The sequence below is a fragment of the Allobosea sp. RIT-PG3_2 genome, assembly GCF_057321085.1.
In genome coordinates this window covers 123,449-148,352 of record NZ_JBXWCA010000002.1, presented here as the reverse complement: position 1 = coordinate 148,352, position 24,904 = coordinate 123,449, and the positions used below count along the sequence as shown (strand labels likewise).

Annotated in this window: 20 protein-coding genes; 16 read left to right on the top strand and 4 right to left on the bottom strand. The window is 68.4% G+C overall.

The genetic code is table 11. The features are described from left to right. The first annotated feature begins 51 nt into the window (after positions 1-51). The 14 genes from AC2FAN_RS06490 to trxA all read left to right on the top strand — a co-directional run bounded on the left by AC2FAN_RS06490 (position 52) and on the right by trxA (position 18,014). The gene (locus AC2FAN_RS06490; RefSeq protein ID WP_442864886.1) at positions 52-1,851 is read left to right on the top strand and encodes a stimulus-sensing domain-containing protein; all 1,800 of its coding nucleotides are present in this window, start codon (positions 52-54) and stop codon (positions 1,849-1,851) included. Positions 1,852-1,858: 7 nt separating this feature from the next. Continuing rightward, positions 1,859-2,323, top strand: coding sequence for an HPr kinase/phosphorylase (locus AC2FAN_RS06485; RefSeq protein ID WP_485173141.1), 465 nt, complete (start codon positions 1,859-1,861; stop codon positions 2,321-2,323). 109 nt (positions 2,324-2,432) lie between these two features. Next, positions 2,433-2,834 (top strand): PTS sugar transporter subunit IIA, encoded by a 402-nt coding sequence (locus AC2FAN_RS06480; RefSeq protein ID WP_265051685.1) that lies wholly within the window; start codon positions 2,433-2,435, stop codon positions 2,832-2,834. A gap of 24 nt (positions 2,835-2,858) precedes the next feature. After that, the gene (locus tag AC2FAN_RS06475; protein WP_442864887.1) at positions 2,859-3,173 is read left to right on the top strand and encodes an HPr family phosphocarrier protein; all 315 of its coding nucleotides are present in this window, start codon (positions 2,859-2,861) and stop codon (positions 3,171-3,173) included. After that, the gene (locus AC2FAN_RS06470) at positions 3,170-3,436 is read left to right on the top strand and encodes a DUF4258 domain-containing protein (RefSeq protein WP_265051686.1); all 267 of its coding nucleotides are present in this window, start codon (positions 3,170-3,172) and stop codon (positions 3,434-3,436) included. Before AC2FAN_RS06475 ends, AC2FAN_RS06470 begins: the two co-directional genes overlap by 4 nt. Beyond that, the gene (locus AC2FAN_RS06465; protein WP_265051687.1) at positions 3,433-3,630 is read left to right on the top strand and encodes a DUF2283 domain-containing protein; all 198 of its coding nucleotides are present in this window, start codon (positions 3,433-3,435) and stop codon (positions 3,628-3,630) included. Before AC2FAN_RS06470 ends, AC2FAN_RS06465 begins: the two co-directional genes overlap by 4 nt. A gap of 109 nt (positions 3,631-3,739) precedes the next feature. Further along, a complete protein-coding gene (gene ahcY, locus AC2FAN_RS06460) occupies positions 3,740-5,134 on the top strand; it encodes an adenosylhomocysteinase (protein ID WP_265051688.1) in 1,395 nt (464 codons plus the stop codon). Positions 5,135-5,661: 527 nt separating this feature from the next. Further along, on the top strand, positions 5,662-8,007 hold the full coding sequence (locus AC2FAN_RS06455; RefSeq protein ID WP_265051689.1) for a sensor histidine kinase: 2,346 nt from the start codon (positions 5,662-5,664) through the stop codon (positions 8,005-8,007). Further along, positions 8,004-9,560, top strand: a complete 1,557-nt coding sequence (gene tsaE / locus AC2FAN_RS06450; protein WP_485173140.1) for a tRNA (adenosine(37)-N6)-threonylcarbamoyltransferase complex ATPase subunit type 1 TsaE — start codon at positions 8,004-8,006, stop codon at positions 9,558-9,560. Before AC2FAN_RS06455 ends, tsaE begins: the two co-directional genes overlap by 4 nt. Before the next feature lie 28 nt (positions 9,561-9,588). After that, positions 9,589-10,329: a nucleotidyltransferase family protein gene (locus tag AC2FAN_RS06445; RefSeq protein ID WP_485173139.1), complete on the top strand. Its 741-nt coding sequence runs from the start codon at positions 9,589-9,591 to the stop codon at positions 10,327-10,329. Beyond that, the gene (gene addB / locus AC2FAN_RS06440) at positions 10,322-13,429 is read left to right on the top strand and encodes a double-strand break repair protein AddB (RefSeq protein ID WP_485173138.1); all 3,108 of its coding nucleotides are present in this window, start codon (positions 10,322-10,324) and stop codon (positions 13,427-13,429) included. The genes AC2FAN_RS06445 and addB overlap by 8 nt, the downstream gene beginning before the upstream one ends. Next, positions 13,426-16,923 (top strand): double-strand break repair helicase AddA, encoded by a 3,498-nt coding sequence (gene addA / locus AC2FAN_RS06435; RefSeq protein ID WP_485173137.1) that lies wholly within the window; start codon positions 13,426-13,428, stop codon positions 16,921-16,923. Before addB ends, addA begins: the two co-directional genes overlap by 4 nt. Next, positions 16,920-17,576 carry a DUF1345 domain-containing protein gene (locus AC2FAN_RS06430; protein WP_265051694.1) on the top strand — a complete coding sequence of 219 codons (657 nt, stop codon included), beginning with the start codon at positions 16,920-16,922 and terminating at the stop codon, positions 17,574-17,576. Before addA ends, AC2FAN_RS06430 begins: the two co-directional genes overlap by 4 nt. A gap of 117 nt (positions 17,577-17,693) precedes the next feature. Next, complete coding sequence (trxA, locus tag AC2FAN_RS06425) at positions 17,694-18,014, top strand: thioredoxin (RefSeq protein WP_038366779.1); 321 nt, start codon at positions 17,694-17,696, stop codon at positions 18,012-18,014. 80 nt (positions 18,015-18,094) lie between these two features. On the opposite strand, the gene AC2FAN_RS06420 is transcribed toward trxA, so the two are convergent. Further along, a complete protein-coding gene (locus AC2FAN_RS06420) occupies positions 18,095-18,487 on the bottom strand; it encodes a DoxX family protein (protein WP_485173136.1) in 393 nt (130 codons plus the stop codon). Between the two features lie 289 nt (positions 18,488-18,776). Here AC2FAN_RS06420 and AC2FAN_RS06415 point away from each other — a divergent pair, with 289 nt between their 5' ends. Further along, positions 18,777-20,927, top strand: coding sequence for a transglycosylase domain-containing protein (locus tag AC2FAN_RS06415; RefSeq protein WP_265051696.1), 2,151 nt, complete (start codon positions 18,777-18,779; stop codon positions 20,925-20,927). A gap of 184 nt (positions 20,928-21,111) precedes the next feature. Here the strand turns inward: AC2FAN_RS06415 and AC2FAN_RS06410 are convergent, their stop codons facing one another. The 3 genes from AC2FAN_RS06410 to AC2FAN_RS06400 are packed head-to-tail and all read right to left on the bottom strand — an operon-like array spanning position 21,112 to position 24,221. Continuing rightward, complete coding sequence (locus tag AC2FAN_RS06410; RefSeq protein ID WP_485173135.1) at positions 21,112-22,308, bottom strand: multidrug effflux MFS transporter; 1,197 nt, start codon at positions 22,306-22,308, stop codon at positions 21,112-21,114. Between the two features lie 57 nt (positions 22,309-22,365). After that, the gene (locus tag AC2FAN_RS06405; RefSeq protein ID WP_476806328.1) at positions 22,366-23,010 is read right to left on the bottom strand and encodes a glutathione S-transferase family protein; all 645 of its coding nucleotides are present in this window, start codon (positions 23,008-23,010) and stop codon (positions 22,366-22,368) included. Positions 23,011-23,033: 23 nt separating this feature from the next. Further along, entirely contained in the window at positions 23,034-24,221 is a 1,188-nt protein-coding gene (locus AC2FAN_RS06400) for a diaminopropionate ammonia-lyase (protein ID WP_476806271.1), read from the bottom strand. 102 nt (positions 24,222-24,323) lie between these two features. On the opposite strand from AC2FAN_RS06400, the gene AC2FAN_RS06395 reads away from it, so the two are divergent. After that, positions 24,324-24,803, top strand: a complete 480-nt coding sequence (locus tag AC2FAN_RS06395) for an Lrp/AsnC family transcriptional regulator (RefSeq protein ID WP_476806272.1) — start codon at positions 24,324-24,326, stop codon at positions 24,801-24,803. Positions 24,804-24,904: the final 101 nt, after the last annotated feature.

Genomic DNA, 24,904 nt, shown 5'->3' with positions numbered 1-24,904 from the left:
CGCACCGCACCAGGTGCGTGACAGCTCTCGAGCGGGAAGCAAGCCGCAGCCATGGCAACCGTCGACAACGAGGCTCGTGCGTCATCGCCCGCCGCCGGCTGGCGCGGGGCGATGCGCCGCCGCTTCGGTCTGGCGTGGCGGCGCATGGCGCGCGCGGTCTCGGCGCGGGCCGCCTCGAGCCTGACCCGGCGCATCCTCGTCCTCAATCTCGGCGGCCTCGTCGCGCTGCTGCTCGGCTTCCTCTATCTCAACCAGTTCCGTGAGGGCCTGATCGAGGCCCGCGTCCAGAGCCTGCTGACCCAGGGCGAGATCATCGCCGGCGCGATCGCCTCCTCCGCCACCGTCGAGATCGACTCGATCGCCATCGATCCCGACAAGCTGCTGCAGCTCCAGGCCGGCGAGAGCGCCGGCATCGCCGAGGATCCGCTCGATTTCTCGATCAACCCGGAGAAGGTCGCGCCGCTGCTCCGCCGGCTGGTGACGCCGACCAAGACCCGCGCGCGGGTCTACGACAAGGACGGGCTGCTCACCATCGACTCGCGCAGCCTCTATTCGCGCGGCGACGTGCTGCGCCTCGACCTGCCGCGCGTCGGCGAGCCCGACGAGCCGCCGCTGCTGGAGCGCACCTGGAACATGCTGCGCAACCGGCTCGGCAAGGCCGATGTCCCGACCTATGACGATTTCGAGAACGCCAACGGCAAGTCCTATCCCGAGGTCGCCCGCGCCCTGAACGGCGCCCCGGCAAGCGTCGTGCGCGTCAACACGCGTGGCCAGACCATCGTCTCGGTCGCCGTGCCGGTGCAGCGCTTCCGGACGATCAAGGGCGCGCTGCTGCTCTCGACGCAGGGCGGCGACATCGACGCGGTCATCGCCTCCGAGCGCTTCGCGATCTTCCAGGTCTTCGCGGTGGCGGCAGGCGTGATGATCGTGCTCTCGGTCCTGCTCGCCGGCACCATCGCGGAGCCGATCCGCAAGCTGGCCGACGCGGCCCAGCGCGTGCGCCGCGGCGTCAAGTCGCGCGAGCAGATCCCTGATTTCAGCAGCCGTCACGACGAGATCGGCCACCTCTCCGGCACGCTGCGCGACATGACCAAGGCGCTCTACAGCCGCATCGAGGCGATCGAGAGCTTCGCCGCCGATGTCGCGCATGAATTGAAGAACCCGTTGACCTCCCTGCGCAGCGCCGTCGAGACCCTGCCGCGTGCCAAGACGGAGGATTCGCGTTCGCGCCTGCTCTCGGTGATCCAGCATGATGTGCGCCGGCTCGACCGGCTGATCTCCGACATCTCCGACGCTTCGCGCCTCGATGCCGAGCTCGCCCGCAACGATTCCGCGCCGGTCGATGTCGCCCAGGTCCTGGAAGCGGTGGTGACGATCCAGAACGAGACCCGCCGCGAAGCGCAGGCCAGGATCGAGCTGACCAGTGATCGGCGCAGCCAGCGCCCGGGCGGCGATTCCTTCGTCGTGCTCGGCCATGATTCGCGGCTCGGCCAGGTCATGGTCAATCTCATCGACAACGCCCGCTCGTTCTCGCCGCCGGACAAGCCCGTGCGCGTCGTGCTCTCCCGCGTCGCCAACGACGTGCTCGTCACGATCGAGGATGAGGGACCGGGCATCGAGCCGCATGCCCTGGAGCGCATCTTCGAGCGCTTCTACACCGATCGCCCGAATGAGGGTTTCGGCCAGAATTCCGGCCTCGGCCTCTCGATCTCGCGGCAGATCATCGAGGCCCATCGCGGCTCCATCCGGGCGGAAAACCGGCTCGGGCCGGTTGGACCGGATGGCGAGGCACCCCGGATCGGCGCCCGCTTCATCGTCTGCCTGCCAGCGGCCTATACGCATGCCGCCTGAGACATCCGTGGGCTCGGGATCGAATGCCGGCCGTCGGGTCCACGCGACCGTGGTCGCGATCGGCGAGGCTGGCGTGCTGATCCGTGGCGCTTCCGGCAGCGGCAAGTCCTCCGTGGCTCTGGCCCTTGTCGGCCTCGCCAGCCAGTCCGGCCGCTTCGCGCGGCTGGTCGCCGACGACCGCGTGGCGCTTGCCGCGGGCGGTGGCCGATTGCTTGCCCGCCCGGTCGCACCGCTCGAGGGTATCGTCGAGCGGCGCGGCCTCGGCCTGACGCCGGAGCCTTTCACCGGAGCGGCTGTGGTCAGGTTGCTCGTCGACCTGATCGGCGAGGAGCCCGCGCGCATGCCGGAGCCGGAAGAACTGGTCGACAATCTCGTCGGCATCGACCTGCCGCGGCTGCGGGTCTTTGGACGCACAGGTGACGAGCGGCTTGTGCTCGCGGCTCTCGACTTATTCACAGAGCCCGGCCCGTAGCCGCGATTTTGACAAGTTTAACGGCTGGCACCTTGCGATTATCTCGCACCTGCCGCATAAACCGCGACCTTGTCCGGGCGCCGATGGGCGCTCTCCGGTGCTGGATTGAATGATCGGACTGGTCCTTGTGACTCATGGGCATCTGGCGACGGAATTCCGCGCCGCGCTCGAACACGTCGTCGGCCCTCAGGCGCAGCTGGCGACCATTGCCATCGCTCCCGATGACGACATGGAGAGCCGCCGCCGCGACATCATCGCCGCCGTCGAGCAGGTCGAGAACGGCAGCGGCGTCGTCATCCTGACCGACATGTTCGGCGGCACGCCCTCCAATCTGGCGATTTCGGTGATGGAGCCCGGCCGCGTCGATGTGGTCGCCGGCGTCAACCTGCCGATGCTGATCAAGCTGGCCAGCGTGCGCGAGGAGAAGACCCTCGACGAGGCGGTGACCAGTGCGCAGGATGCGGGCCGGAAATACATCACGGTCGCCAGCCGCGTGCTGGCCGGCAAGTAAGCGGGCGCGATCGGGGAGGGCGGCTTGGACGAGGATTGTGACTGCCCCGAAGTCGAGATTCCCGCCGGGGCCCTCTACGGCGAATTCGAGATCGTCAACAAGAAGGGTCTGCACGCCCGCGCCACGGCGAAATTCGTGCAATGCGCCGCCCGCTTCGATGCCGACATCACGGTGAGCCGCTGCGGCGAGACCGTAGGCGCAACCTCGATCATGGGCGTCCTGACGCTCGGTGCCGGCATCGGCTCGACGATCACCATCGTCGCCAAGGGCACGGAGGCGAAGCCGGCCCTCGACGCGCTTGCGGCCTTGATCGCCGACAGGTTCGGCGAAGGCGAATGACGCGAGCTGCGACGGGCGCAGCTTTCGAGTTCACCAACCATGCCCTGGCCATGATGGCGGAACGCTCCATCGAACGCGCGTGGGTGGAGCTCACCGTGCTTGAACCGGATCAGGTCGAGCCCGATCTCCGCAATCCCGAAGTCACCAGAGCATTCCGGACCTTGCCAGAGCGCGACGGGCGCGTGTTGCGTGTGGTATACCGGCGAACCGATACCCATTTTCGCATCATCACGATGTTTCTCGATCGAGGTCGCGGCAGATGAGAACGACCTATGACGCGCAGGTCGATGCGCTTTATGTGCGGTTTGCCGAAAGCAAGATCGTTGAAAGCGAGGAAGTGCGGCCGGGCATCGTTTTCGACTTCGACGATGCGGGGCGCATCGTTGGTGTCGAGATTCTCGATGCGTCCGAGCATCTGGCGAAGGACGCCGACCTGTCGCATCTCAGCGCGGCCTGAACCTTCGCGAAGATTGATATAAAGACATCTTTATATCTTTGATTGCCTTCCGCTCCGGTCGCTGCTAGAGAACCGCCCACGTTTCAGGTGGCAGGATTGGAGCTCCCCCGTGTCGGATTACGTCGTCAAGGACATCGCGCTTGCGGATTATGGCCGCAAGGAAATCAACATGGCCCAGGACGAGATGCCGGGCCTGATGGCCGTCCGTGCCGAGAACAAGGGCAAGGCCCCGCTCAAGGGCGCCCGGATCGCCGGCTGCCTGCACATGACCATCCAGACCGCCGTGCTGATCGAGACGCTGAAGGAACTCGGCGCCGACGTCCGCTGGTCCTCCTGCAACATCTTCTCGACCCAGGACCACGCCGCCGCCGCGATCGCCGCGACCGGAACCCCCGTCTTCGCCATCAAGGGCGAGACGCTGGAGGAGTACTGGGAGTACGTGCTGAAGACCGCGACCTGGGGTGACGGCGGCACGCCGAACATGATCCTCGACGACGGCGGCGATCTGACCATGCTGATCATCCTCGGCGCCGAGGCCGAAGCCGGCAACGCCGCCTTCCTCGACAAGCCGGGCAATGAGGAAGAGACGATCTTCTTCGCGCTGATCAAGCGCCAGCTCAAGGCCAATCCGGGCTGGTTCACCAAGACCCGCGCCGCGATCAAGGGCGTCTCCGAGGAGACCACCACCGGCGTGCACCGCCTCTACGAGCTCGCCAAGGCCAGCCGCCTGCCGTTCCCGGCGATCAACGTCAACGACAGCGTCACCAAGTCTAAGTTCGACAACCTCTATGGCTGCCGCGAGTCGCTGGTCGACGCCATCCGCCGCGGCACCGACGTCATGATGTCGGGCAAGGTCGCGGTCGTCGCCGGCTATGGCGACGTCGGCAAGGGCTCGGCCGCCTCGCTGCGCCAGGCCGGCTGCCGCGTCCTCGTCACCGAGGTCGATCCGATCTGCGCCCTGCAGGCCGCGATGGAAGGCTATGAGGTCGTGACGATGGAAGACGCTGCCCCGCGCGGCGACATCTTCTGCACCGCCACCGGCAACCTCGACGTCATCACCGTCGACCACATGCGCGCGATGAAGCACCGCGCCATCGTCTGCAACATCGGCCACTTCGACTCGGAGATTCAGGTCGCCGGCCTGAAGAACTTCAAGTGGGACAACGTCAAGCCGCAGGTCGACGAGATCGAGTTCCCGGACGGCAAGCGCATCATCCTGCTCTCGGAAGGTCGCCTCGTGAACCTCGGCAACGCCACGGGCCATCCGTCCTTCGTGATGTCCTGCTCGTTCTCGAACCAGACGCTCGCGCAGATCGAGCTGTGGAACCACCACGCCAAGTACGAGAACAACGTCTACACCCTGCCGAAGCACCTCGACGAGAAGGTCGCGGCGCTCCACCTCGACAAGGTCGGCGCCAAGCTGACAAAGCTCAACGACGCCCAGGCGAAATACATCGGCGTGCCGCAGTCCGGCCCGTTCAAGCCCGAGCACTACCGCTACTGACACGCGCCAAGGCGCGATGTTGCCAAGGCCCGGCTCTCGCCGGGCCTTTTTTTATGGCTGTGCTTTTGCTGATTCACTTGGCGGGACGCTACTAATTGTATGTCGGCGACCCAATGAATCTACCTCTTGATATTTTTCGATGACGGCCGAGTGCCGCCTCAAAATCTCTCCGTTTACCGGCGATTAAGCACTTCCTGACGGACTCCAGCGATGATTAGAGTGGGACTGATTCGGGCTTCCGCCATGGTGCGACCGGGTCGAAAGCTCTGATGTGATTGGCGTGGTGGCGAGCGTGCATCGGCCCCCAGGAGACGGCGATTCTCGCCGGCTCTCCAGGCCGATTCCGACGAGCCTCGTGGACAGGGCGGGGATACCTGCCGAGAGATGATGGGCGCAGGATGAGACGGTCGAGGCGACAGGGGCGGGGAAGCGGCTGGAATCCGCACGCATGGCTGCCTGCCCTGACTGCTTCGGCCACGCCCGTTCTGGCGCAGGATCAGTGGCTGGCGCCGATACGGGTCGACATCATGAACACGGGCGCGCTGTCCCTCATTCTCGCCGGCCTTACGGTCTTCGCCACGACCACCTCGCTCGTCTATGTGCGCGAACGGACGCGCTGGCAGAAGCGCGAAGCCAAGCTGGCGGCCGACCTCGAGGCTGCCCGCAGCCATCAGGAACGCCTCTCGATCCTGCTCGCGGCCGATCCCCAGGTCGTGGTGAGCTGGAATGGCCGCGACGCGCAGCCCGTCTTCGAAGGCGATAGCGGCTTTCTCGGCGCGCCCGGGGCAGCGCTCGCCCTCGCTTATGGCAGCTGGGCCGCGCCTGCCGACGCCAAGCGGCTGGAACTCGCGACTGACGCGCTGAAGGAGCGCGGCGAGGCTTTCAGCTTCACGCTGCGCAGCAAGGGTGGCCCCTTCATCGATCTCGAGGGCCGGCCCGTCGCCGGCCGTGCGGTGATCCGCTTCCGCGAGGTCACGGGTGAGCGGGCGCAGGTCATGACGCTGCGTGGCGAGCTGGAGCGCGTCACGGCCGATCACGCGGCTCTCGCCCATCTGCTCGCGGGGCTGCCGCACCCGGCCTGGATGCGCAATGCCGATGGCCGCCTGACTTGGGTGAATGCCGCCTATGCCCAGGCGGTCGAGGCTACCGACGCGACGACGGCGGCGAAGGGTGGGCTGGAATTGCTCGACCGGGCCGAGCGCGAAACGGCTTCGCGCGCAAGGCGGGATGGCAATGCCTTCGCGGTGCGGGCGCCCGCGGTGGTCGCCGGCCAGCGCCGGACCCTCGATATCATCGAATTGCCGGTCGCAACGGGCTTTGCCGGCTTTGCTACCGATATGAGCGAATTGGAGGCGGTGAGGGCTGATCTCCAGCGCCAGATGGACGCCCATGTCCGCACGCTCGACCGCCTCAAGACGGCGGTCGCCGTGTTCGACGGCTCGCAGCGCCTCGTCTATCGCAACTCCGGCTTCGACACGCTCTGGTCGCTGGAATCGGGCTTCCTGGACGCCCTGCCGACCGATGGCGAGATCCTCGACCGGCTGCGCTCCGAGCGGCGATTGCCGGAACTCGGCGATTACCGCAGCTGGAAGGCGGCCGCGCAGGCGGGCTACACCGCGACACGCGCCAGCGAGGACTGGTGGTATCTGCCGGACGGGCGCACCGTCCATGTCGTCGCCAGCCCCAATCCGCAGGGCGGCGTCACCTATCTCTACGACGACGTCACCGAGCGCTTCACGCTCGAATCCCGCTTCAACGCGCTCTCCCGCACTCAACGCGAGACCCTCGATTCGCTGCGCGAGGGCGTTGCCGTGTTCGGCTCGGACGGGCGGCTCAAGCTCTCCAACCCGGCCTTCGCCCAGTCCTGGCGCATTCAGGGCGGCGATCTCGCGGCCAGCGCGCCGCATATCGACGAGGTCATCCGGCTCTGCCGGCCGCTCTTCCCGCAGGAAGACGTGTGGAGCGAATTGCACAGCGTCGTCACCGGCGTGCGCGATGCGCGCGAGGATTATCGCTGCCGGATGGAGCGCCGCGACGGCACCGTGCTCGACATGGCTGCCGCGCCGCTGCCGGACGGCGCGACCCTGATCTCCTTCGCCGACGTCACCGCCAGCGTGAATGTCGAGCGGGCGCTGACCGAGAAGAACGACGCGCTGGAGAAGGTCTCGCGGCTGCGCGAGGATTTCGTCCACCACGTCTCCTACGAGCTGCGCTCTCCCCTCACCAACATCATCGGCTTCGCGCAGCTTCTGGGCACCGAGACGGTCGGCCCGCTCAACGAGAAACAGCGCGATTATTCCGCCCATATCGTGCGCTCCTCGGGCGCGCTGCTCGCCATCATCAACGACATTCTCGACCTCGCGACCATCGACAATGGCGCGCTCACGCTCGAGATCCAGGATGTCGACGTCGCCGACACCATCGCCCAGGCGGCGGCAGGGCTGCATGACCGGCTGACCGACAGCAAGCTCGAACTGAAGGTCGAGATCGACCCGCGCACCGGCCCGCTGCGTGCCGATGGCAAGCGCCTGCGCCAGGTGCTGTTCAACCTGCTTTCCAATGCGATCGGCTTCTCGTCGGCCGGCCAGACCGTCACCGTGACCGCGGCACGGCAGGGCAGCGACATCCGCATCACCGTCGCCGATCAGGGCCGCGGCATCCCCGCCGAGGTCAAGGAGAAGGTGTTCGAGCGCTTCGAGAGCCATTCGCTTGGCTCCAGCCATCGCGGCGTCGGCCTCGGGCTGTCGATCGTCCGTTCAATCGTCGAGCTCCATGGCGGCCATGTCGAGCTCGATTCCACGCCGGGGAAAGGCACCCGCGTCATCGCCGTCTTCCCGGCGCAGGGCGTGTCGCTCTCGGACGCTGCCGAATGACCGAAGAAGCCCGCAAGGCCGGTTCGCACCGGCTCATGCTGGCGGACGAAGCGGCGACGATCCGCCTCGCCGCCGATATCGCCGCCAACCTCAAGCCCGGCGACATCGTCGCGCTTTCCGGCCATCTCGGCTCCGGCAAGTCGCTGTTCGCGCGCGCCATCCTGCGCGAACTCGCGGACGACCCCGCGCTCGAGGCGCCGAGTCCGACCTTCACCCTGGTCCAGAGCTACGACACGCTGCGCGGCACGGTGCTCCATGCCGATCTCTACCGGGTCCGCTCGCCGGACGAGCTCGACGACATCGGGCTGATCGAGGATGTCGAGCGCCTGATCACCCTGGTCGAATGGCCGGACCGGGCCGGCACGCGCCTCCCTGCCGGCCGCCGGCTCGACATCGTGCTCGACGTCGATCCCGACAATCCCGAGACGGGCCGCATCGCCGATCTGTCCGGTGGCGTGCTCTGGAAGCAGCGCCTGGCCATCGCGGTGGCCTCGCGCCGCCTGATCGACAATGCCGGCTGGGGCGAGGCGCGGCGCGATTTCATGCTCGGCGACGCCTCGACGCGCGCCTATGAGCGATTGACGCGGCCGAACGGCGAGACGGCGGTGCTGATGATCTCGCCGCAGCGCCCGGACGGCCCGCCGATCCGCCTCGGCAAGCCCTACAGCGCGCTCGCCCATCTCGCCGAGAGCGTCGACGCCTTCGTCGCGATGGATCGCGGGCTGCGCTCGCTCGGCTATTCGGCGCCGGATATCCTCGCCGAGGATCTGACGGCCGGCCTGCTCATCATCGAGGACCTCGGCAGCGAGGGCGTGATCGATGCCGATCGCCAGCCGATCGCCGAGCGCTACGAGGCGGCGGCGCGGCTCCTCGCCGATCTCCATCGCCATACCTTGCCGACGATCCTGCCCGTCGCGGAGGGTCGCGATCATTCGATCCCCCCATACGATAGGCAGGCGCTCGCGATCGAGACCGAGCTGATCCTCGAATGGTATGCGCCGCATATCGCCGGCGTCACGCTGCCGGCGGTGACGCAGGCCGAGTTCGCCCGGATCTGGAGCAGGCTGTTCGACGAGATCCTCGCCCAGCCCAGCACCTGGACGCTGCGCGATGTCCACTCGCCCAACCTGATCTGGCTGGAGCAGCGTGAGGGCCACGCCAGGCTCGGCCTGATCGACTTCCAGGACGCGGTGCTCGGCCACCCGGCCTACGACCTCGCCGCGCTCGGCCAGGATGCACGCATCGACGTGCCGGCTTCGCTTGAGCTTAGGCTGCTCGCCGCCTACGGTTCGGCCCGACGTGCCGATACGCCGGATTTTGACCTCGCGGCTTTCGCCCGCGCCTATGCGATCCTCGGTGCCCAGCGCAACACCAAGATCGCCGGCATCTTCGCGCGCCTCGACAAGCGCGACGGCAAGCCCGGCTATCTCAAGCATCTGCCGCGTATCGAGGCCTATCTGCGCCGCAATCTCGAGCATCCGGCCCTGGAAGAGCTGAAGGTCTGGTATCAGGCGCACATGCCGAAGCTGTTCGAGACCGAAGCGGCGGACTAACCTCAAGCCGATCGATACGGAGATTCGCGTGACTTCAACCGCTTCGCCTCCGATCCGCCGGGCGATGGTGCTGGCGGCCGGGCTCGGGCAGCGCATGCGCCCCATCACCGACACGCTGCCGAAGCCGCTGGTGCAGATCGGCGGCAAGGCGATGCTCGACCATATGCTCGACCGGCTGTCCCATGCCGGTGTCGAGGAAGCCGTGGTCAACGTCCACCACCTCGCCTGGCAGGTCGAAGCCCGTCTCGCTGACCGTAGCCAGCCACGCATCACCATCTCGGACGAGCGCGCCGAATTGCTGGAGACCGGCGGCGGGGTGAAGAAGGCGCTGCCGCTGCTCGGCGCCGCACCGTTCTTCCACGTCAACTCCGACGCGCTCTGGCGCGAGACTGGGCGGCCCGCCATGCAGGCGATGGTGGAAGCCTGGGAGCCCGAGCGGATGGACATGCTTCTCCTGCTCGCCGATCGCGAGACCAGCATTGGCTTCGACGGCGCCGGCGATTTCTTCCTGGGCGATGACGGCCGCCTCGCCCGGCGCGGCAGTGCAGCGAGTGCGCCCTGGGTCTATGCCGGCGTCGCCATCCTGAAGTCGGAGCTCTTCGCCGATACGCCGGACGGTCCCTTCTCGCTCAACCTGCTCTTCGACCGTGCCATTGCTCGTGGCCGGCTGTTCGGCGAGCGGCTGGAGGGGCGCTGGCTGCATGTCGGCACGCCCGACGCGATCGCGCCGGCCGAGGCCGCCTTCGCCGCGCAAACGGTCGATGCCTGAGCTCAATCTCTTCAGCATCCCCGCCGGAGCGCCCTTTCTCGACGTGCTGGCGCAGGCGATGCTCGATGGGCGGCTCGGGCCGATCCACGACCCGGCCGATCCGGCAGCGATGGCGCGGGCCACGCTCTTTCTGCCGACGCGCCGCGCCGCCCGCGCCTTCACCACGATCCTGGCCGAGAAGCTCGGCGGCAAGCCGTTGCTGCTGCCGCGCATCGTGCCGCTGGGCGATGTCGACGAAGCCGAGACGGCGCTGATCGGCTCCGGCGCCTGGGCGGGCGGGCGCGTCGCCCCGATCGATCCGCTCAAGCGCCGCATGCTGCTGACACGGCTGGTCGATGCCTGGGGCCGCAGCGCCAACCGCAGCCATCTCAGGCTCGACCCCGGCGAGCCGTCGCTGGTGCCGGCGACGCTGGCGGAAGCCTATGGCCTCGCCGGCGATCTCGCCGCCTTGCTCGACCAGCTGCAGACCGAAGACGTGCCGGTCGAGAAGCTGGCGGCGCTCGATGCGGCCCGCTTCGACAAGGTCTGGCAGCTCAATGCCAGCTTCCTCGCCATCCTCGGCGATGCCTGGCCGCAGATCCTCGCCGACCAGGGCGCGATCGATCCGGCCGAATTCCGCAACCGCATGCTGGCGGCCGAGCGCGAGCGGTTGCTGGCCGGCGGGGCGAGGGGGCCGATCATCGCCGCCGGCTCGACCGGCACCGTCCCGGCGACGGCGCGGCTGCTCTCGGCCATCGCCCGCCTGCCGAACGGGGCGGTCGTGCTGCCCGGCATCGATCTCGGATTGGACGAGCGCGCCTGGAACGCCATCGCCGGCGAGCCCGCGCCTTCGCACCCGCAGGCGGCGCTGCACCACCTGATGGAGACGCTCGGTGCCGAGCGCGACGACGTGCGGGAGCTGGCGGCGCCCGATGCCGCCCGCAATGCGAGGGGAGACCTTCTCCGCGAAGCGATGCTGCCGGCCTCCGTCACCGAGCTTTGGGCCAGCCTCGATCAGCGCATCGCAGCCGGCGATGCGGCAGCCGGTTTCGCCGGTCTGCGCATCGTCGAGACGGCCGACGAGCGTGAGGAAGCTCTCACTGTCGCCATCGCGCTCCGCGAGACGCTGGAGCGGCCGCAGGCGCGGGCCGCGCTCGTCACGCCGGATCGCGGCCTTGCCGAGCGCGTCGCCGTCGAGCTGGCGCGCTGGGGCGTCGAGGTCGACGATTCCGCCGGCATGCCGCTGGCACGCTGGCCGGCCGGCTCGCTGCTGCGGTTGATCCTGGAGGCGGCGCTGGGGCAGATGACGCCTGCATCGCTCGTTCCGCTCTTCGCTCACCCGCTCTGCCGGCTAGGCCTCTCCCGTGAGACGCTGGCGCGCGGCGCTGCTGCGTTGGAAATCGGCTGCTGGCGCGGCAACGCGGTCGGACGGGGCCTGGCGGGCCTGCATGTCGCGCTCGGTCAATGGGATGAGCTGCGCGAGCGGGGACATGTTCCCCGTCCGCGCAAGCGGCTGACGGCAGAGGACGCGGCCGCCGCGACCGTGGTGCTCCATGCGCTGGAAACCGCCTGCGCGCCGTTGCTCGAAGCGCTCTTTCTCGACCAGCCGTCATTGGCGTCGGTCGTCATGGCCGCGCGCAAGGCGGTGACGGCGGTCGGCATGACGGAGGCTGGCACTCCACTCGCCTTCCTCGGACCGGATGGCGAGACGCTGGCCGGGCTGTTCGACGAGCTCGCCGGTGCCGAGGCCGTCATGCCGCCCGGTGGGCGGCCGCAGGATTTCGTCGCGATCCTCGACGGGCTGCTGGCCGAGCGGGCGGTCAAGCGCGCGACGCCGGGCCATCCCCGCGTCGCGATCTGGGGCCTGCTCGAAGCGCGCCTGCTCGAAGCGGATCATGTCGTGCTGGGCGGCCTCAACGAGGCGGTGTGGCCGCCGCAGACCACCACCGATTCCTTCATCAACCGGCCGATGCGCGCCGAGCTCGGCCTGTCGCCGCCGGAACGCCGCGTCGGCCAGACGGCGCATGATTTCACCCAGGCGCTGATGGCCCCGCAGGTGACGCTGACGCGGCCCCGCAAGGTCGGCGAGGCCGAAACCATCGCCTCGCGCTTCTGGCAGCGCTTGCAGGCGGTGACGCCGAAGGCGGTCTGGAGCGCGGCGCTCGATGAAGGCAAGCGCCTGCGTGGGCTTGCTGCCTTGCTGAGCGCTCCCGCCGACGTGAAGCCGATCGCCCGCCCGGCGCCACGCCCGCCGCGCGCGCTGCAGCCGCTCTTGCTCAGCGTCACCGAGGTCGAGACGCTCTACCGCGACCCCTATCAGATCCACGCCCGCAAGATCCTGAAGCTCGACGCGCTCGATGGGCTGATCGAGGACCCGACCGCGCAGGATCGCGGCCGGCTGCTGCACAACATCGTCGAAAGCTTCACCAGGACCTATCCCGAGCAAATGCCGGCAGATGCGCTCGGGCAATTGATCGCCATCGGCGACAGGCTGTTCAGGGATTATGACGATGTGCCGGAGGTGCGCGCCTTCTGGTGGCCGCGCTTCCTGCTCACGGCCGGACACTACATCCGCTGGGAGGAGCGCCGGCGCGGCGGTATCGCACGCATCGGCGTCGAGCTTTTCACCGGCGCAAGCTTCACGCTCGCCGACGGCAGCAGCTTTCGCCTGAGCGGCCGAGCCGACAGGATCGAGCTGACGCGTGAGCCCGCTCTGCGCATCGTCGATTTCAAGACCGGCGCGCCGCCGAGCAAGGCTCAGGTCGAGAAGGGTTTCGCGCCGCAATTGACGCTGGAAGCCGAGCTAGCGGCGCGTTCCGGCTTCGAGGGTCTCACCGGGCCGACGCCGGTCGAGGCTGTCATCTACATGAAGCTCCACCACGATCCGAAAGGTTGGACCAAGGACAAGCCGCTCGATTTCGGCGACGAGACCCTGGCCGATGTCGCAGCCCGCCATCTCGAAAACCTGCTCGGGCATCTCGACGCGCTGCGCTCAGGACGCGAGGCCTTCGTTTCGCGGCGCGCGCCCGACTACATCCGCTATGCCAGCCCCTACGACCATCTCGCCCGGGTCAAGGAATGGTCCGCCGCGCCGGGTGGTGACGAAGGAGGCGAGGCGTGAAGCCGGGCTGGATCGTCCCGTCGCTGACCAACCAGCGCCAGGCGCTGGCCGCCGATCCCGGTCTTTCCGCCTGGGTCTCGGCCAATGCCGGCTCGGGCAAGACCCATGTGCTGGTCAACCGCGTGCTGAGGCTGCTGCTGGATGGTGTGGCTCCGAGCCGGATGCTCTGCATCACCTATACCAAGGCGGCGGCAGCCAACATGGCGAACCGCATCTTCAAGGCGCTGAGCGCCTGGGCGACGCTGGATGAGGCTGCCCTTGCGAAGGAGCTGACCAATCTGACCGGCCGCGCCCCTGCCGCTGCCGAGCGGGCCAAGGCGCGCCGCCTCTTCGCCGAGGCGCTGGAGACGCCGGGCGGCCTGCGCATCGAGACGATCCACGCCTTCTGCACCCGCGTGCTGCAGGCGGCGCCCTTCGAGGCGAATGTGCCGCCGCGCTTCGAGGTCGCGGACGATCTCGCCCAGGCCGAGATGCTGCGCGAGGCGCGCCGCGAGCTGCTGGCGCTCGTTGCGGCGAACCCCGGCGGAGCCGAGGCGAAGGCGCTCGACTTGCTGGCGCAGCTTGCCGCGCAGGACTCGTTCGAAACCATGGTGCAGGAGGCGCTGCGCCAGCGCGCCCTGTTCAGCGACGAGAACGGCCGCGCCCGCGATCCGCGGGAGATGCTGGCCGGCATCTCCGCCTTCCTCGGCATTGCGCCGGACCTCGAAGCCGATACGATCAGGCGGGTCTTTCGCGCCGAATTGTCCGCCCTGCCCGGCCTCCAGACCCTGATCGAGGCGCTCCACGCCGGCAGCGCAACGCGCCAGACCGTGGCCGCCAATCTGCGCACGCTGCTCGCCGGGCAGGATGATGGCGACCCCATCGCCTTCTGCCGGCGCGGCTTCATCACCGAGGCCGGCGCGATCAACGCCAACATCCGTGGCAAGGGCAAATCGGAGTTCGACGGCACGCTGCTCGCGACGCTGGAAGCGCTCGCCGTCTGCCTGCTGACGGCAGCCGACGCGATCAACGCCGTGGCGATCCGAGACCGCAGCGCGGCGCTCGCCTTGCTGGTGACGCGCATGCTCGCCTCCTATCAGCGCCAGAAGAGCCTGCGCTCGCTGCTCGACTATGACGATCTGATCGCGCGGACGCGCTCGCTGCTGGAGCGGGTCGAGGCCGCTTGGGTGCTCTACAAGCTCGACGCCGGCATCGATCACATCCTGCTCGACGAGGCGCAGGACACCGGCGAGGCGCAATGGGCGATCCTGCGCAAGCTCGCCGAGGAGTTCACCAGCGGCGGCGATCTCCGCGCGAAGCCCCGCACCATCTTCGTCGTCGGCGACGAGAAGCAGTCGATCTACGGCTTCCAAGGCGCCGCGCCCGCCGCCTTCGGCGAGGAGCGCCGCGCGCTGGAAAAGCGGATCGAGGCCGCCCAGCTGGATTTCGAGGCGATCAGCCTCAACACCTCCTTCCGCTCGGCGCCGGACATCATGCAGGCTGTCGATGCCGTCTTCGCCTTGCCCACCCATGCGCGCGGCCTCGTCTTCGATGGGGCGGCGCGTCCCGAGATGCACGACACGGTCCGCCGCAGCGCGCCCGGCACGGTCGATATCTGGCCGATCGCGGCCAACGATACCGGCGAGCCGCCGGACGCCTGGACCACGCCGGTCGATGCGCCCGAGCGGCGCAGCGGCACGGTCAAGCTCGCCGAGCGCATCGCGCGCACCCTGCAACGCTGGCATCGCAACCGCCGCGACGATCGCGGCAATCCCTTCTCCGCAGGCGACGTGATGATCCTGCTGCGCCAGCGCGGTGCCCTGTTCGAGGCGATCGTCAAGGCGCTGAAGGATGCGGGCGTCCCCGTCACCGGCCGCGACCGGCTGACGCTCGCCGAGCATCCGGCGGTGGAGGACCTCGTCGTGCTCGGCCGCACGCTGCTTTTGCCGGACGACGATCTGACGCTGGCCACGGCGCTGAAGACGCCGCTCATCGACCTGAACGACGACGATCTCCTCCACCTTGCGCCCGGTCGCCAGGGTTCGCTGCGCACAGCCTTGCAGGAGGAGGCTGCTCGCGAGCCGCGCTACGCCGCGGCCGAGGCAAAGCTGACCGAGTGGACGCGAGAGGCGGGGCGCTGCGGGCCGTTCCGCTTCTTCGCCGGTCTGCTCGGCCCAGGCGGCGGGCGCAATCTCGCGCTCGCCCGGCTGGGCGCGGAGTCCGGCGATGCGCTCGATGCCTTCCTCAATGCGGCGCTCGACCATGAGCGCCGCTACGGCCCCTCGCTGGCGGGGTTCCTCCAGCACGTCACCGGCAGCGCCGCCGACGTGAAGCGCGATCTCTCGGCCAGCGCCGGCGAGGTCCGCGTCATGACGGTCCATGGCTCGAAAGGTCTGGAGGCGAAGGTCGTCATCCTCGCCGATCTCGGCGTCGAGCCCGGCGCCAAGCGCCTGCCGAAGATCCTGGCGGTGTCCACGCCACGCAACAGCCTCGTGCCGATCTGGCCTCCGGCGAGCGCCGAGGACACGCAGGCGACGGCTGCGGCCAAGGCTCTCGTCGTAGACCAGATGGTCGAGGAGCATCACCGCCTGCTCTATGTCGCGATGACCCGCGCCGAGGACCGCCTGATCGTCTGCGGCACGCAGCCCAAGGGCGAGTCGCCGGCCGGAAGCTGGTATGCGATGATTACGGAAGGCCTGGCGCAGTCAGAGCCGAGCCTGGTCGAAATCGGCGAGGGCGAGGAGGCGATCCTGCGCTTCGCCGTGACGCCGCCCCAGCCGTCGCCCGATATCGAGGAGCGGCCGGCCGAGCCACTCCCGCTTCGCCCGGATTGGCTGGCGAAGCCCGTCATCCGCGAGGCCGAGCCCGCCCCGCCGCTGAAACCGTCGAATGCTCTGTCCGCCGCGGACGGCGAGGAGCGGCCGGGTGACGGGCCGTTCCTGGCGGAAGCAGCGGCTGCCGGCCGGCTGGCGCATCTCCTGCTGCAGCTCCTGCCCGATGTCCCTGCCGAGCGCCGCGTTGAAACGGCCGAGGCGCTCGCGGATGCGCGCGGCGGCGCGCTGTCATCGGAACGGCGGGCGCGCATCGTCGCCGAAGCTCTGGCCCTGCTGGACGCACCCGGCCTTTCCGAACTCTTCGCCGAAGGCGCGCTGGCGGAGGTCCCCGTCGCCGGTGCCATCCAGCTGCCTGACGGCACGTCGCGAGCTATTTCCGGACGGATCGACCGGCTCGCCGTCACCCCGGACAGCGTCATCATCGCCGATTTCAAGACGACCGCCCGGCCGCCCGAGCGTGCCGATTCGATCCCGGTAGGAACGCTGGCGCAGCTCGCCGCATATGCCGCGCTGATGCGGGCGATCTATCCCGGATGCGCGATCCGCACGCTGGTGGTCTACACCGCGAACCTCGTTCATTTCGAACCCGACGCGGTGCAGCTCGACGCGGCGCTCCTCGCCTTGGCAGGCGCCGCGCCGGGCGGTAGCGTGAGCACCCCCGGCGGATCGTCCCGATCATGAAGCTCTTGCCATCCCTGCTGCTGCGCCCCCGCCTTCTGGCGGCCCTGGGGGCTGGCGTGGGCCTGGCAGCCGTGCTGCCCGGCGACTGGCGCTGGGCGACGCGGCTGCTGATCGCCTGGGATGTCGGCGCGATCCTCTATCTCGGCCTGTTGGCCTCGACCATGTTCTCCGAGTCGGTCGATCAGATCCGGGCGCGGGCCGAGCGGCAGGACGAGGGCGCCTTCGCCATCCTGATCATCTCCTGCCTGGCGGCGAGCACGAGCCTGGTCGCCATCGTGCTGCAGCTCACCGGCATCGGGTCGGTGCCGGCGCCCGATCGCGGCCTGCATCTCGCGCTCGGGGGCGTCACGATCCTGTGTTCATGGACGCTGCTGCACGCCTTCTTCACGCTGCACTATGCCGGCGTCTACTACCGCGGCGGCAAAAAGGAGCCCTGCCTCGATTTTCCCGGCGAAACCGATCCCAACTATGTCGATTTCCTGTATTTCTCGTACACGATCGGCTGCACATCGCAGACCTCGGACGTCGGGGTGACGACGCGCGAAGCGCGGGCGGTCGTGCTGCTGCATTCGATCCTCGCCTTCGTCTTCAATACCTCGATCCTGGCGATGGCGATCAATGTCGGGGCCGGCCTGGTTTCAGGCGGCTCGTGACGCGTCGGCCTCGCCTCTGCCCTGCGGCGCACGCGCCTTGACCGGAGAGGCGGGCGTTCATAGCTTCGCTGGCGAAGGGTGGCATTGCCGCCCATTGAAACCGAAAGGCGGCCAGTCATGGCAACGAGCAAGGTAACCGATCAGAGCTTCGAGGCCGATGTCCTCAAGTCCTCCGAGCCGGTCGTCGTGGATTTCTGGGCGGAATGGTGCGGTCCCTGCCGCATGATCGGCCCGGCGCTCGAGGAAATCGCGACCGAGCTCAACGGCAAGGTCAAGATCGTCAAGATGAACGTCGACGAGAATCAGCAGATCCCGGCCCAGTTCGGCATCCGCTCGATCCCGACGCTGATGCTGTTCAAGGACGGCAAGCTCGCTTCGCAAAAGGTCGGCGCGGCGCCGAAGAGCGATCTCTCGCGCTGGATTTCCGCCGCCGTCTGATCGGTGTGGATTAAAGACAGAAAAAGGCCCGCTTCCGTGAGGAAGCGGGCCTTTTCGTTTTCGGTCGGATCAGCGGGCCGTCAGGCGCGGCTGTCCTTGTCGATCGCGAAGGCGCCGGCGCCGGCGAAGAGGAGATAGAGGAAGACGAAGCAGTACAGGATCGCCGCGTCGCCGCCGTTTGCGACGGGGTAGAAGCTCTTCGGCGCGTGGCCCATCCAATAGGCGAAAGCCATCTGCCCCGAGAGGACGAAGGCGGCGATGCGGGTCTGGAAGCCGACCAGGACCAGAAGGCCGCCGACCAGCTCGAGCACGCCTGCGTACCAGTACATGGTGAAGGCTGGCGGCAGGGAGCCGTTGGGCGGCAGCACGGGGAAGCCGAACAGCTTCTGCGTGCCGTGAGCGATGAAGATCAGCGCGGTGACGATACGCAGGACGCCAAGGAAATACGGCGCGTAGCGGTTGAGCGACTGCATGCTGTGCCTCTTTATGGAAGGGATCGAACGAGTGTTGAAACGGCTTCGACAACCGGAGTAGCTGAGCGATCGAGCGTGACGATGTGCTTGTAGGCGAGCGGTTCGATTTTGCGCAATATCCCGTTTGATGACGTTTTCGTTTGCGCATTTGCAAGTTTGATCACGATCTCGCGACGGCTGTGTCCTCAACGTCGCGGTGCACGCTTAACCACCCCTTAAAAGCGCCATGTTTGAATCCTGTGTGACCTGACCGCATTGCAGGCGGCATGTCGGCCGGAACGGGACAGGGATGAACGACCGGATCAAACGAGGCGAGCGGCGCGAGCCGTCCTTCGATCATGAGAGCGGCGAAAGCCGCGACGATTTTGACATGCGCGTTTCCGACGACGACCGCCCACTACACCGTCACCGCGCCGCGGCACGCCCGCAGCCGCGCAGTCAGCCGGTGCGCAACAAGCGCAGCGGGGGCGGAGGCGGCGGCAAGCGTCGTGGACGCCGGCGCCGCTCGCTGCTGGGCGGCCTGTTCTACTGGACGATGGTGCTCGGCCTGTGGTGCGCCATCGGGCTCGGCGGCTTCATCGCCTATCACGCCTCGCAGCTGCCGCCGATCGACCAGCTCACCGTGCCGAAGCGGCCGCCGAACATCGCGATCCTCGCGGCCGACGGCTCTCTGCTCGCCAATCGCGGCGAGACCGGCGGGCGCACCATCACCATCGGCGAGATCCCGCCCTATCTGCCGAAGGCCTTCGTCGCGATCGAGGATCGGCGCTTCTACGACCATTTCGGCATTGACCCGATCGGCATCAGCCGCGCGCTCGTCACCAATCTGCGCGGGCGCGGCGTCGCCCAGGGCGGCTCGACGCTGACGCAGCAGCTCGCCAAGAACCTCTTCCTGACGCAGGAGCGCACGGCGGCCCGCAAGATCCAGGAGGCGATCCTGGCGCTCTGGCTGGAGCGCACTTACACCAAGGACCAGATCCTCGAGCTCTATCTGAACCGCGTCTATTTCGGCTCCGGCGCCTATGGCGTCGAGGCTGCGGCGCAGCGCTATTTCAACAAGTCGGCGCGCTCGGTGACGATCGCGGAGGCCGCTATGCTGGCCGGCCTCGTCCAGGCGCCATCGCGCCTCGCGCCCAATCGCAATCCCGACCTCGCCGAGAAGCGGGCCCAGCTCGTCGTCGCTGCCATGGCCGACCAGGGCTTCATCTCGCAGGCGGCGGCCAAGGGCGCGCTCACCGCGCCCGCCGAGGTGCCAGAGCGGGTCGGCGCCGGCTCGGTCAACTATGCCGCCGATTACGTGATGGATGTCCTTGACGACTTCATCGGCGCCGTCGAGGGCGACGTCACCGTGCTCACCACGATCGATACCAAGCTGCAGGGCTCGGCCGAAACGATCCTGGTCGATGCGCTCTCGGCTCAAGGGTCGAAGCTCAACGTTTCGCAGGGAGCGGTGGTTTCGCTCGCTCCGGACGGCGCGATCCGGGCCCTGATCGGCGGGCGCGACTACACCAAGAGCCAGTTCAACCGCGCCACCGCCGCGCATCGCCAGCCGGGCTCGTCCTTCAAGCCCTTCGTCTACCTGACCGCGATCGAGAAGGGCATGACGCCGGACACGATCCGCGACGACTCGCCGGTCTCGATCAAGGGCTGGGAGCCGGAAAACTATTCGCGCACCTTCCGCGGCCCGGTGACGCTGCAGACCGCCTTCGCCCATTCGCTCAACACGGTCGTCGCGCGGCTGATCCAGGAGGTCACGCCGCGCGAGGTGATCCGCACGGCCCAGCGCCTCGGCGTCACCTCTCCGCTGCAGCCGAACCCGTCCCTGGCGCTCGGCACATCCGAGGTGACGCCGCTGGAGATGACCGCGGCCTATGCCAGCTTCGCCAATGGCGGCCAGTCGGTGCTGCCCTATGTCATCCGCGAGGTCCGCTCGACCAGCGGCAAGGTCGTCTATGCCCGCAAGGCGAATAATTTCGGCCCGGTGATCCAGCCGCAGACGCTGTCGATGATGAACACCATGTTCCATGGCGTGATGACCGGCGGCACCGGCAGCAAGGTCAACCTCGCGGGTTGGGAGGTCGGCGGCAAGTCCGGCACCACCCAGGATTATCGCGACGCCTGGTTCGTCGGCTTCACCGGGCGCCTCGTCACGGCCGTCTGGGTCGGCAACGACGACAACTCGACCATGAAGCGCGTCACGGGTGCAGGCCTCCCGGCCGAGATCTGGGGCAAGTACATGAAGGCCGCCCATGCCGGCGCCCAGCCCGTCCCGCTGCCGGGAGGCTTCTGGCAGGGCGCGCCGAAGACGATCTTCGGGGATGGCGCGCCGGTGGCCGACGCCGGCGCTCCGGCGCCGGTCCAGCCCGCGAGTTCGGATCGCGCCTGGGTCAGGCCCGCTCCGCAGGAGCGCAACTTCTTCGAGCGGCTCTTCGGCGGCTGAAGAACCTCACCGTCATTCCGGGACGGCCCGCAGGGCCGAGCCCGGAACCCATATCCGCGGGTGCTTCAGGAAAAGCCTGCGGAACAAGCCGCCTCGTCATGCCAAACTGCGGTTATGGGTTCCGGGCTCTTCGCTGACGCGAAGCCCCGGAAAGACGGCGCGGTGCGTCGGAATGCAGGACGGTCTAAGCCTTCGCCGTCCGGATCGCGCGCGTCGCCCGGAACAGCACCAGCGCGGTCACGCCCAGCGCCGACATCACCAGCGGCAGCGGCAGCGCGGCGTTCTTCAGCAGATGGCCGACGAGCAGCCCGACGCAGGCCGAGAGCAGCATCTGGCAGAGCCCGTTGAAGGACGAGGCTGCGCCGGCCCGGTCCGGAAACGGCATCATCGCCGATGCCTGGGCCTGGGGCATGGCCAGGCCGACGCCGCAGGCATAGATCGCCATCGGCACGACGACGCCCGCCGGTCCGCCCAGCCCGGTCAGGACGCCGACCAGCATGGCCAGTCCGCCACCGGCGAGGCAGCCGACGCCGATGGCGATGACGCCGTCCATGCCGCGCCGCCCGACGAGGCGCTGCGCGATGATCGTGCCCGCGATGTAGCCGAGCACGCCGAAGCCGAAGGAGAAGCCGTATTCCACCGGCGTCAGCCCGTAGATGCCGATCAGCACGAAGGACGAGCCGGAGATGAAGGCGAAGAGCCCGGCATAGGCCAGCGCCGTCAGGGCGACATAGACCCGGAAGGCGCGGTTGTGCAGCAGGAAGCCGAAGCCGCGGAAGATCGCGAGCAGCGAGAGCGGCTGCGGCGAGCGCGCGCGCAGCGTCTCCGGCATCACCGTGACGATGACGATCGCGAGGCCAAGAGCAAAGACGAGTGAGGCGAGGAAGGTCGAGCGCCAGCCGAAGGCGACCTGAAGCACGCCGCCGATCACCGGCGCGACCGCCGGCACCAGGCCCATGATCATGCCCATCCGTGCCAGTTCGCGCCCCGCGCGCGGGCCATCGTAGAGATCGCGCACCATGGCGCGGCCGAGCACGATCGGGCCGGAGGCGCCAAGCGCCTGCAGCGCCCGCGCGGCGGTCAGCGCGCCGATCGAAGGCGCGAGCGCGCAGGCGAGCGTCGCCAGTGCGAAGAGACCCAGGCCCGCGAGCAGCACGGGCTTGCGCCCCAGCCGGTCGGAGAGCGGCCCCCAGAAGATCTGCCCGGCCGCGAAGCCGAACAGGAAGGAGGAGAGCGTCGCCTGCGCGCCGGCGACATCGGTCTCCATCACCTGCACGATCTCGGGCAGGGACGGCAGGTAGAAATCGGTCGAGAGCGGGCCGAGCGCCGTCAGCATGGCGAGGACGGCGGTCATCGCCAGCGTATCGGAACGAAGCTTCATGGGCGGCCTCCGGCGCAGCCGGAGCGGGCCGCGCGCCCCTGCTACGACGTCAGCCGGTCATCCGGCAATGGCGGGCTGCGCCGGGCCGTCCTGTGTCTCGCCATGATAGGCGGTCGCCCGCATCGAAGGCCTCTGCGAGAACGCCTCGTACCAGCGCGTCAGCCGGGGCCGCCCGGCGCGGAAATCCGGCAGCGCGCGGAATTCGAGCCAGGCCAGCGCCGTAGCCAGCCCGATATGGCCGATATGGACCGGCTCGTCGAAAGCCCCGTCCTGTTCCAGCAGGTCGTAGGATGCCACCAGCTTCGTCGTCTGGCCCTCGCTCAGCGGCGGGTATCGCAGATGCTCCGGCCGCCGCGCCGTCTCCCAGCGCAGCGCGATGCCGGCGTCGCACAGCCCCTGCGCGACGGCATGCAAACGCAGCGCCTGCCAGCGCGGCTTGCCTGCGATGGGGATCAGTCTCGGCCCGCCATGCAGCCCGTCGAGATAGTCGCAGATCACCAAAGAATCGAAGATCGCGCCGGCTTCGGGCGTCATCAGCACCGGCACCTTGCCCAGCGGATTGACCGCGAACACCTCGGGATTGCGGTTGGTCGGGCTGGTCTCGTGATCGACGACGGCGATACGGTCAGCAAGCCCGGCCTCATGCGCGAAGACGATGGTCTTGCGCGCATAGGGCGAATGGCTCTGCGAATAGAGCGTCAGCCGTTCGGCGCCTGTCGCACCGGTCATCGCGTGACTTCGCCCGGCTTGAGGCCGACGAGTTCGGCATAGCGCTGCGGGTCGGTCGCGCCCTCCGTGTTGACGAGGAAGACGCGGGACGCGCCATCGAGCTTAAGCGCGGCGCGCGCCTGCGGGTTGCGCAAGGCCGCGAGCAGCCCGGCGAGGCCGGCACCGCCGCTCTCGCCGGCGACGATTGCCGGATCGCCGGCTGCGGGGCGGGCGAGACGGTTCATCGCCTCGACGGCGTCCGCATCCTCCGCAGTCAGGAAGGCGTCGGCGGCGCGATAGAGCACGCGCAACGCCAGCGGCGAGGGCTCGTAGCATTCGAGCATCGCCATCACCGTCGGTTCGCCATGGGCGATCTTCACTGGCCGGCCCTGTCGGGCGGCCTCGAAGATGCAGGCTGCCCGCGACGGCTCGACCACGGCGAAGAACGGCCTGTCCCCGCCGAAGGCGCTCAGCATCTGCGCGGCGAGCGCGGCGGCGATGCCGCCGACGCCAGCCTGGACGAAGACATGGGTCGGCCGCGCCGGCATCTCAGCCAGCGCCTCGCGGGCGATCGCCGTATAGCCCTGCATCACCAGGCCGGGGATACGCTCATAGCCGTCCCAGGAGGTGTCGGAGACGATGGTCCAGCCGCGTTCCGTCGCGACGCGGGCCGCCTCGACCACGGAATCGTCATAGGTGCCGGCGACGCGCACCATCTCGGCGCCGAAGCGGGCAATGGCGGCGACGCGCTCGTCGCTGACGCCGCCATGCACGAAGATCACCGCCTTCGCGCCGAGCAGCTGTGCCCCCTGCGCCACCGAGCGGCCGTGATTGCCGTCGGTCGCGCAGGCGAAGGTCATCTGCGAAGCGACGGCGCGAACGGCGGGGTCGTTCATATCCGCGTCGTTCAACGGGCGGCCGAGTTGTTCGGACGCCGCTTCCAGAGCCAGCCGGATCACCGCATAGGCGCCGCCGAGCGCCTTGAAGCTGCCGAGGCCGAGCCGCTGGCCTTCGTCCTTGATGAACAGCGCCCCGATCCCGAGCGCGGCAGCGAGGCCGGGCAGGTCATGGAGCGGTGTCGGCACATGGTTCGGGCGTTCGGCCAGATGCGCCTCGATTGCGTCCGCCCCGGCCGGACCCAGCGTCTCGACATCCTTCGGATGAAGCGCGGAACGGTAATCGGGATGGCGGTTGAGCAGGAACATGTCGGCCTCGCTGGAGCGGATCGTGAATGAATATTGCAATCCAGGCAAAAAAGGCGCTGGAATTATAGTCCTCGGACGCAAGTTTGTTTCTCGGGACGTTCAATGCCAGCGCCGGCCGCTTATGATCTCGACGCCTTCGACCGGGCGATCCTCGTCATCCTGCAGCAGGACAACACCACGCCGCAGCGCGTGATCGGCGAGCGTATCAACCTCTCTGCGCCGGCCGTGCAGCGCCGCATCCGCCGGATGGAGGCGAGCGGCGTCATCCGCGCCAATGTCGCGGTCGTCGATCCCGTGGCGCTCGGTCATCCCATCACGCTCTTCGTCGAGATCGAACTCGTGAGCGAGACGGCGGTGGACATCGACGCTGCCAAGAGCGCCTTCATCGCCGCGCCCGAGGTGCAGCAATGTTACTACGTCACCGGCGAGGTCGACTTCATGCTGGTGGTGCTGGTGCCGAGCATGGCGGCCTATGAGGCGCTGACGCGCCGGCTCTTCTTCGCCAACCCCAACATCCGCAAGTTCCGCAGCTTCGTCGCCATGGACCGGGTCAAGACGGGGCTGGCCGTGCCAATCCCGTAGCGGCTCCGCGGCGGGCGCAGGCGCGGTATCGCCATGGCGTCTTGTTCTGGCCTCTCCGATATGCGACCGCGAGCGGACGTGACGAACGAGCCTGACGGGCC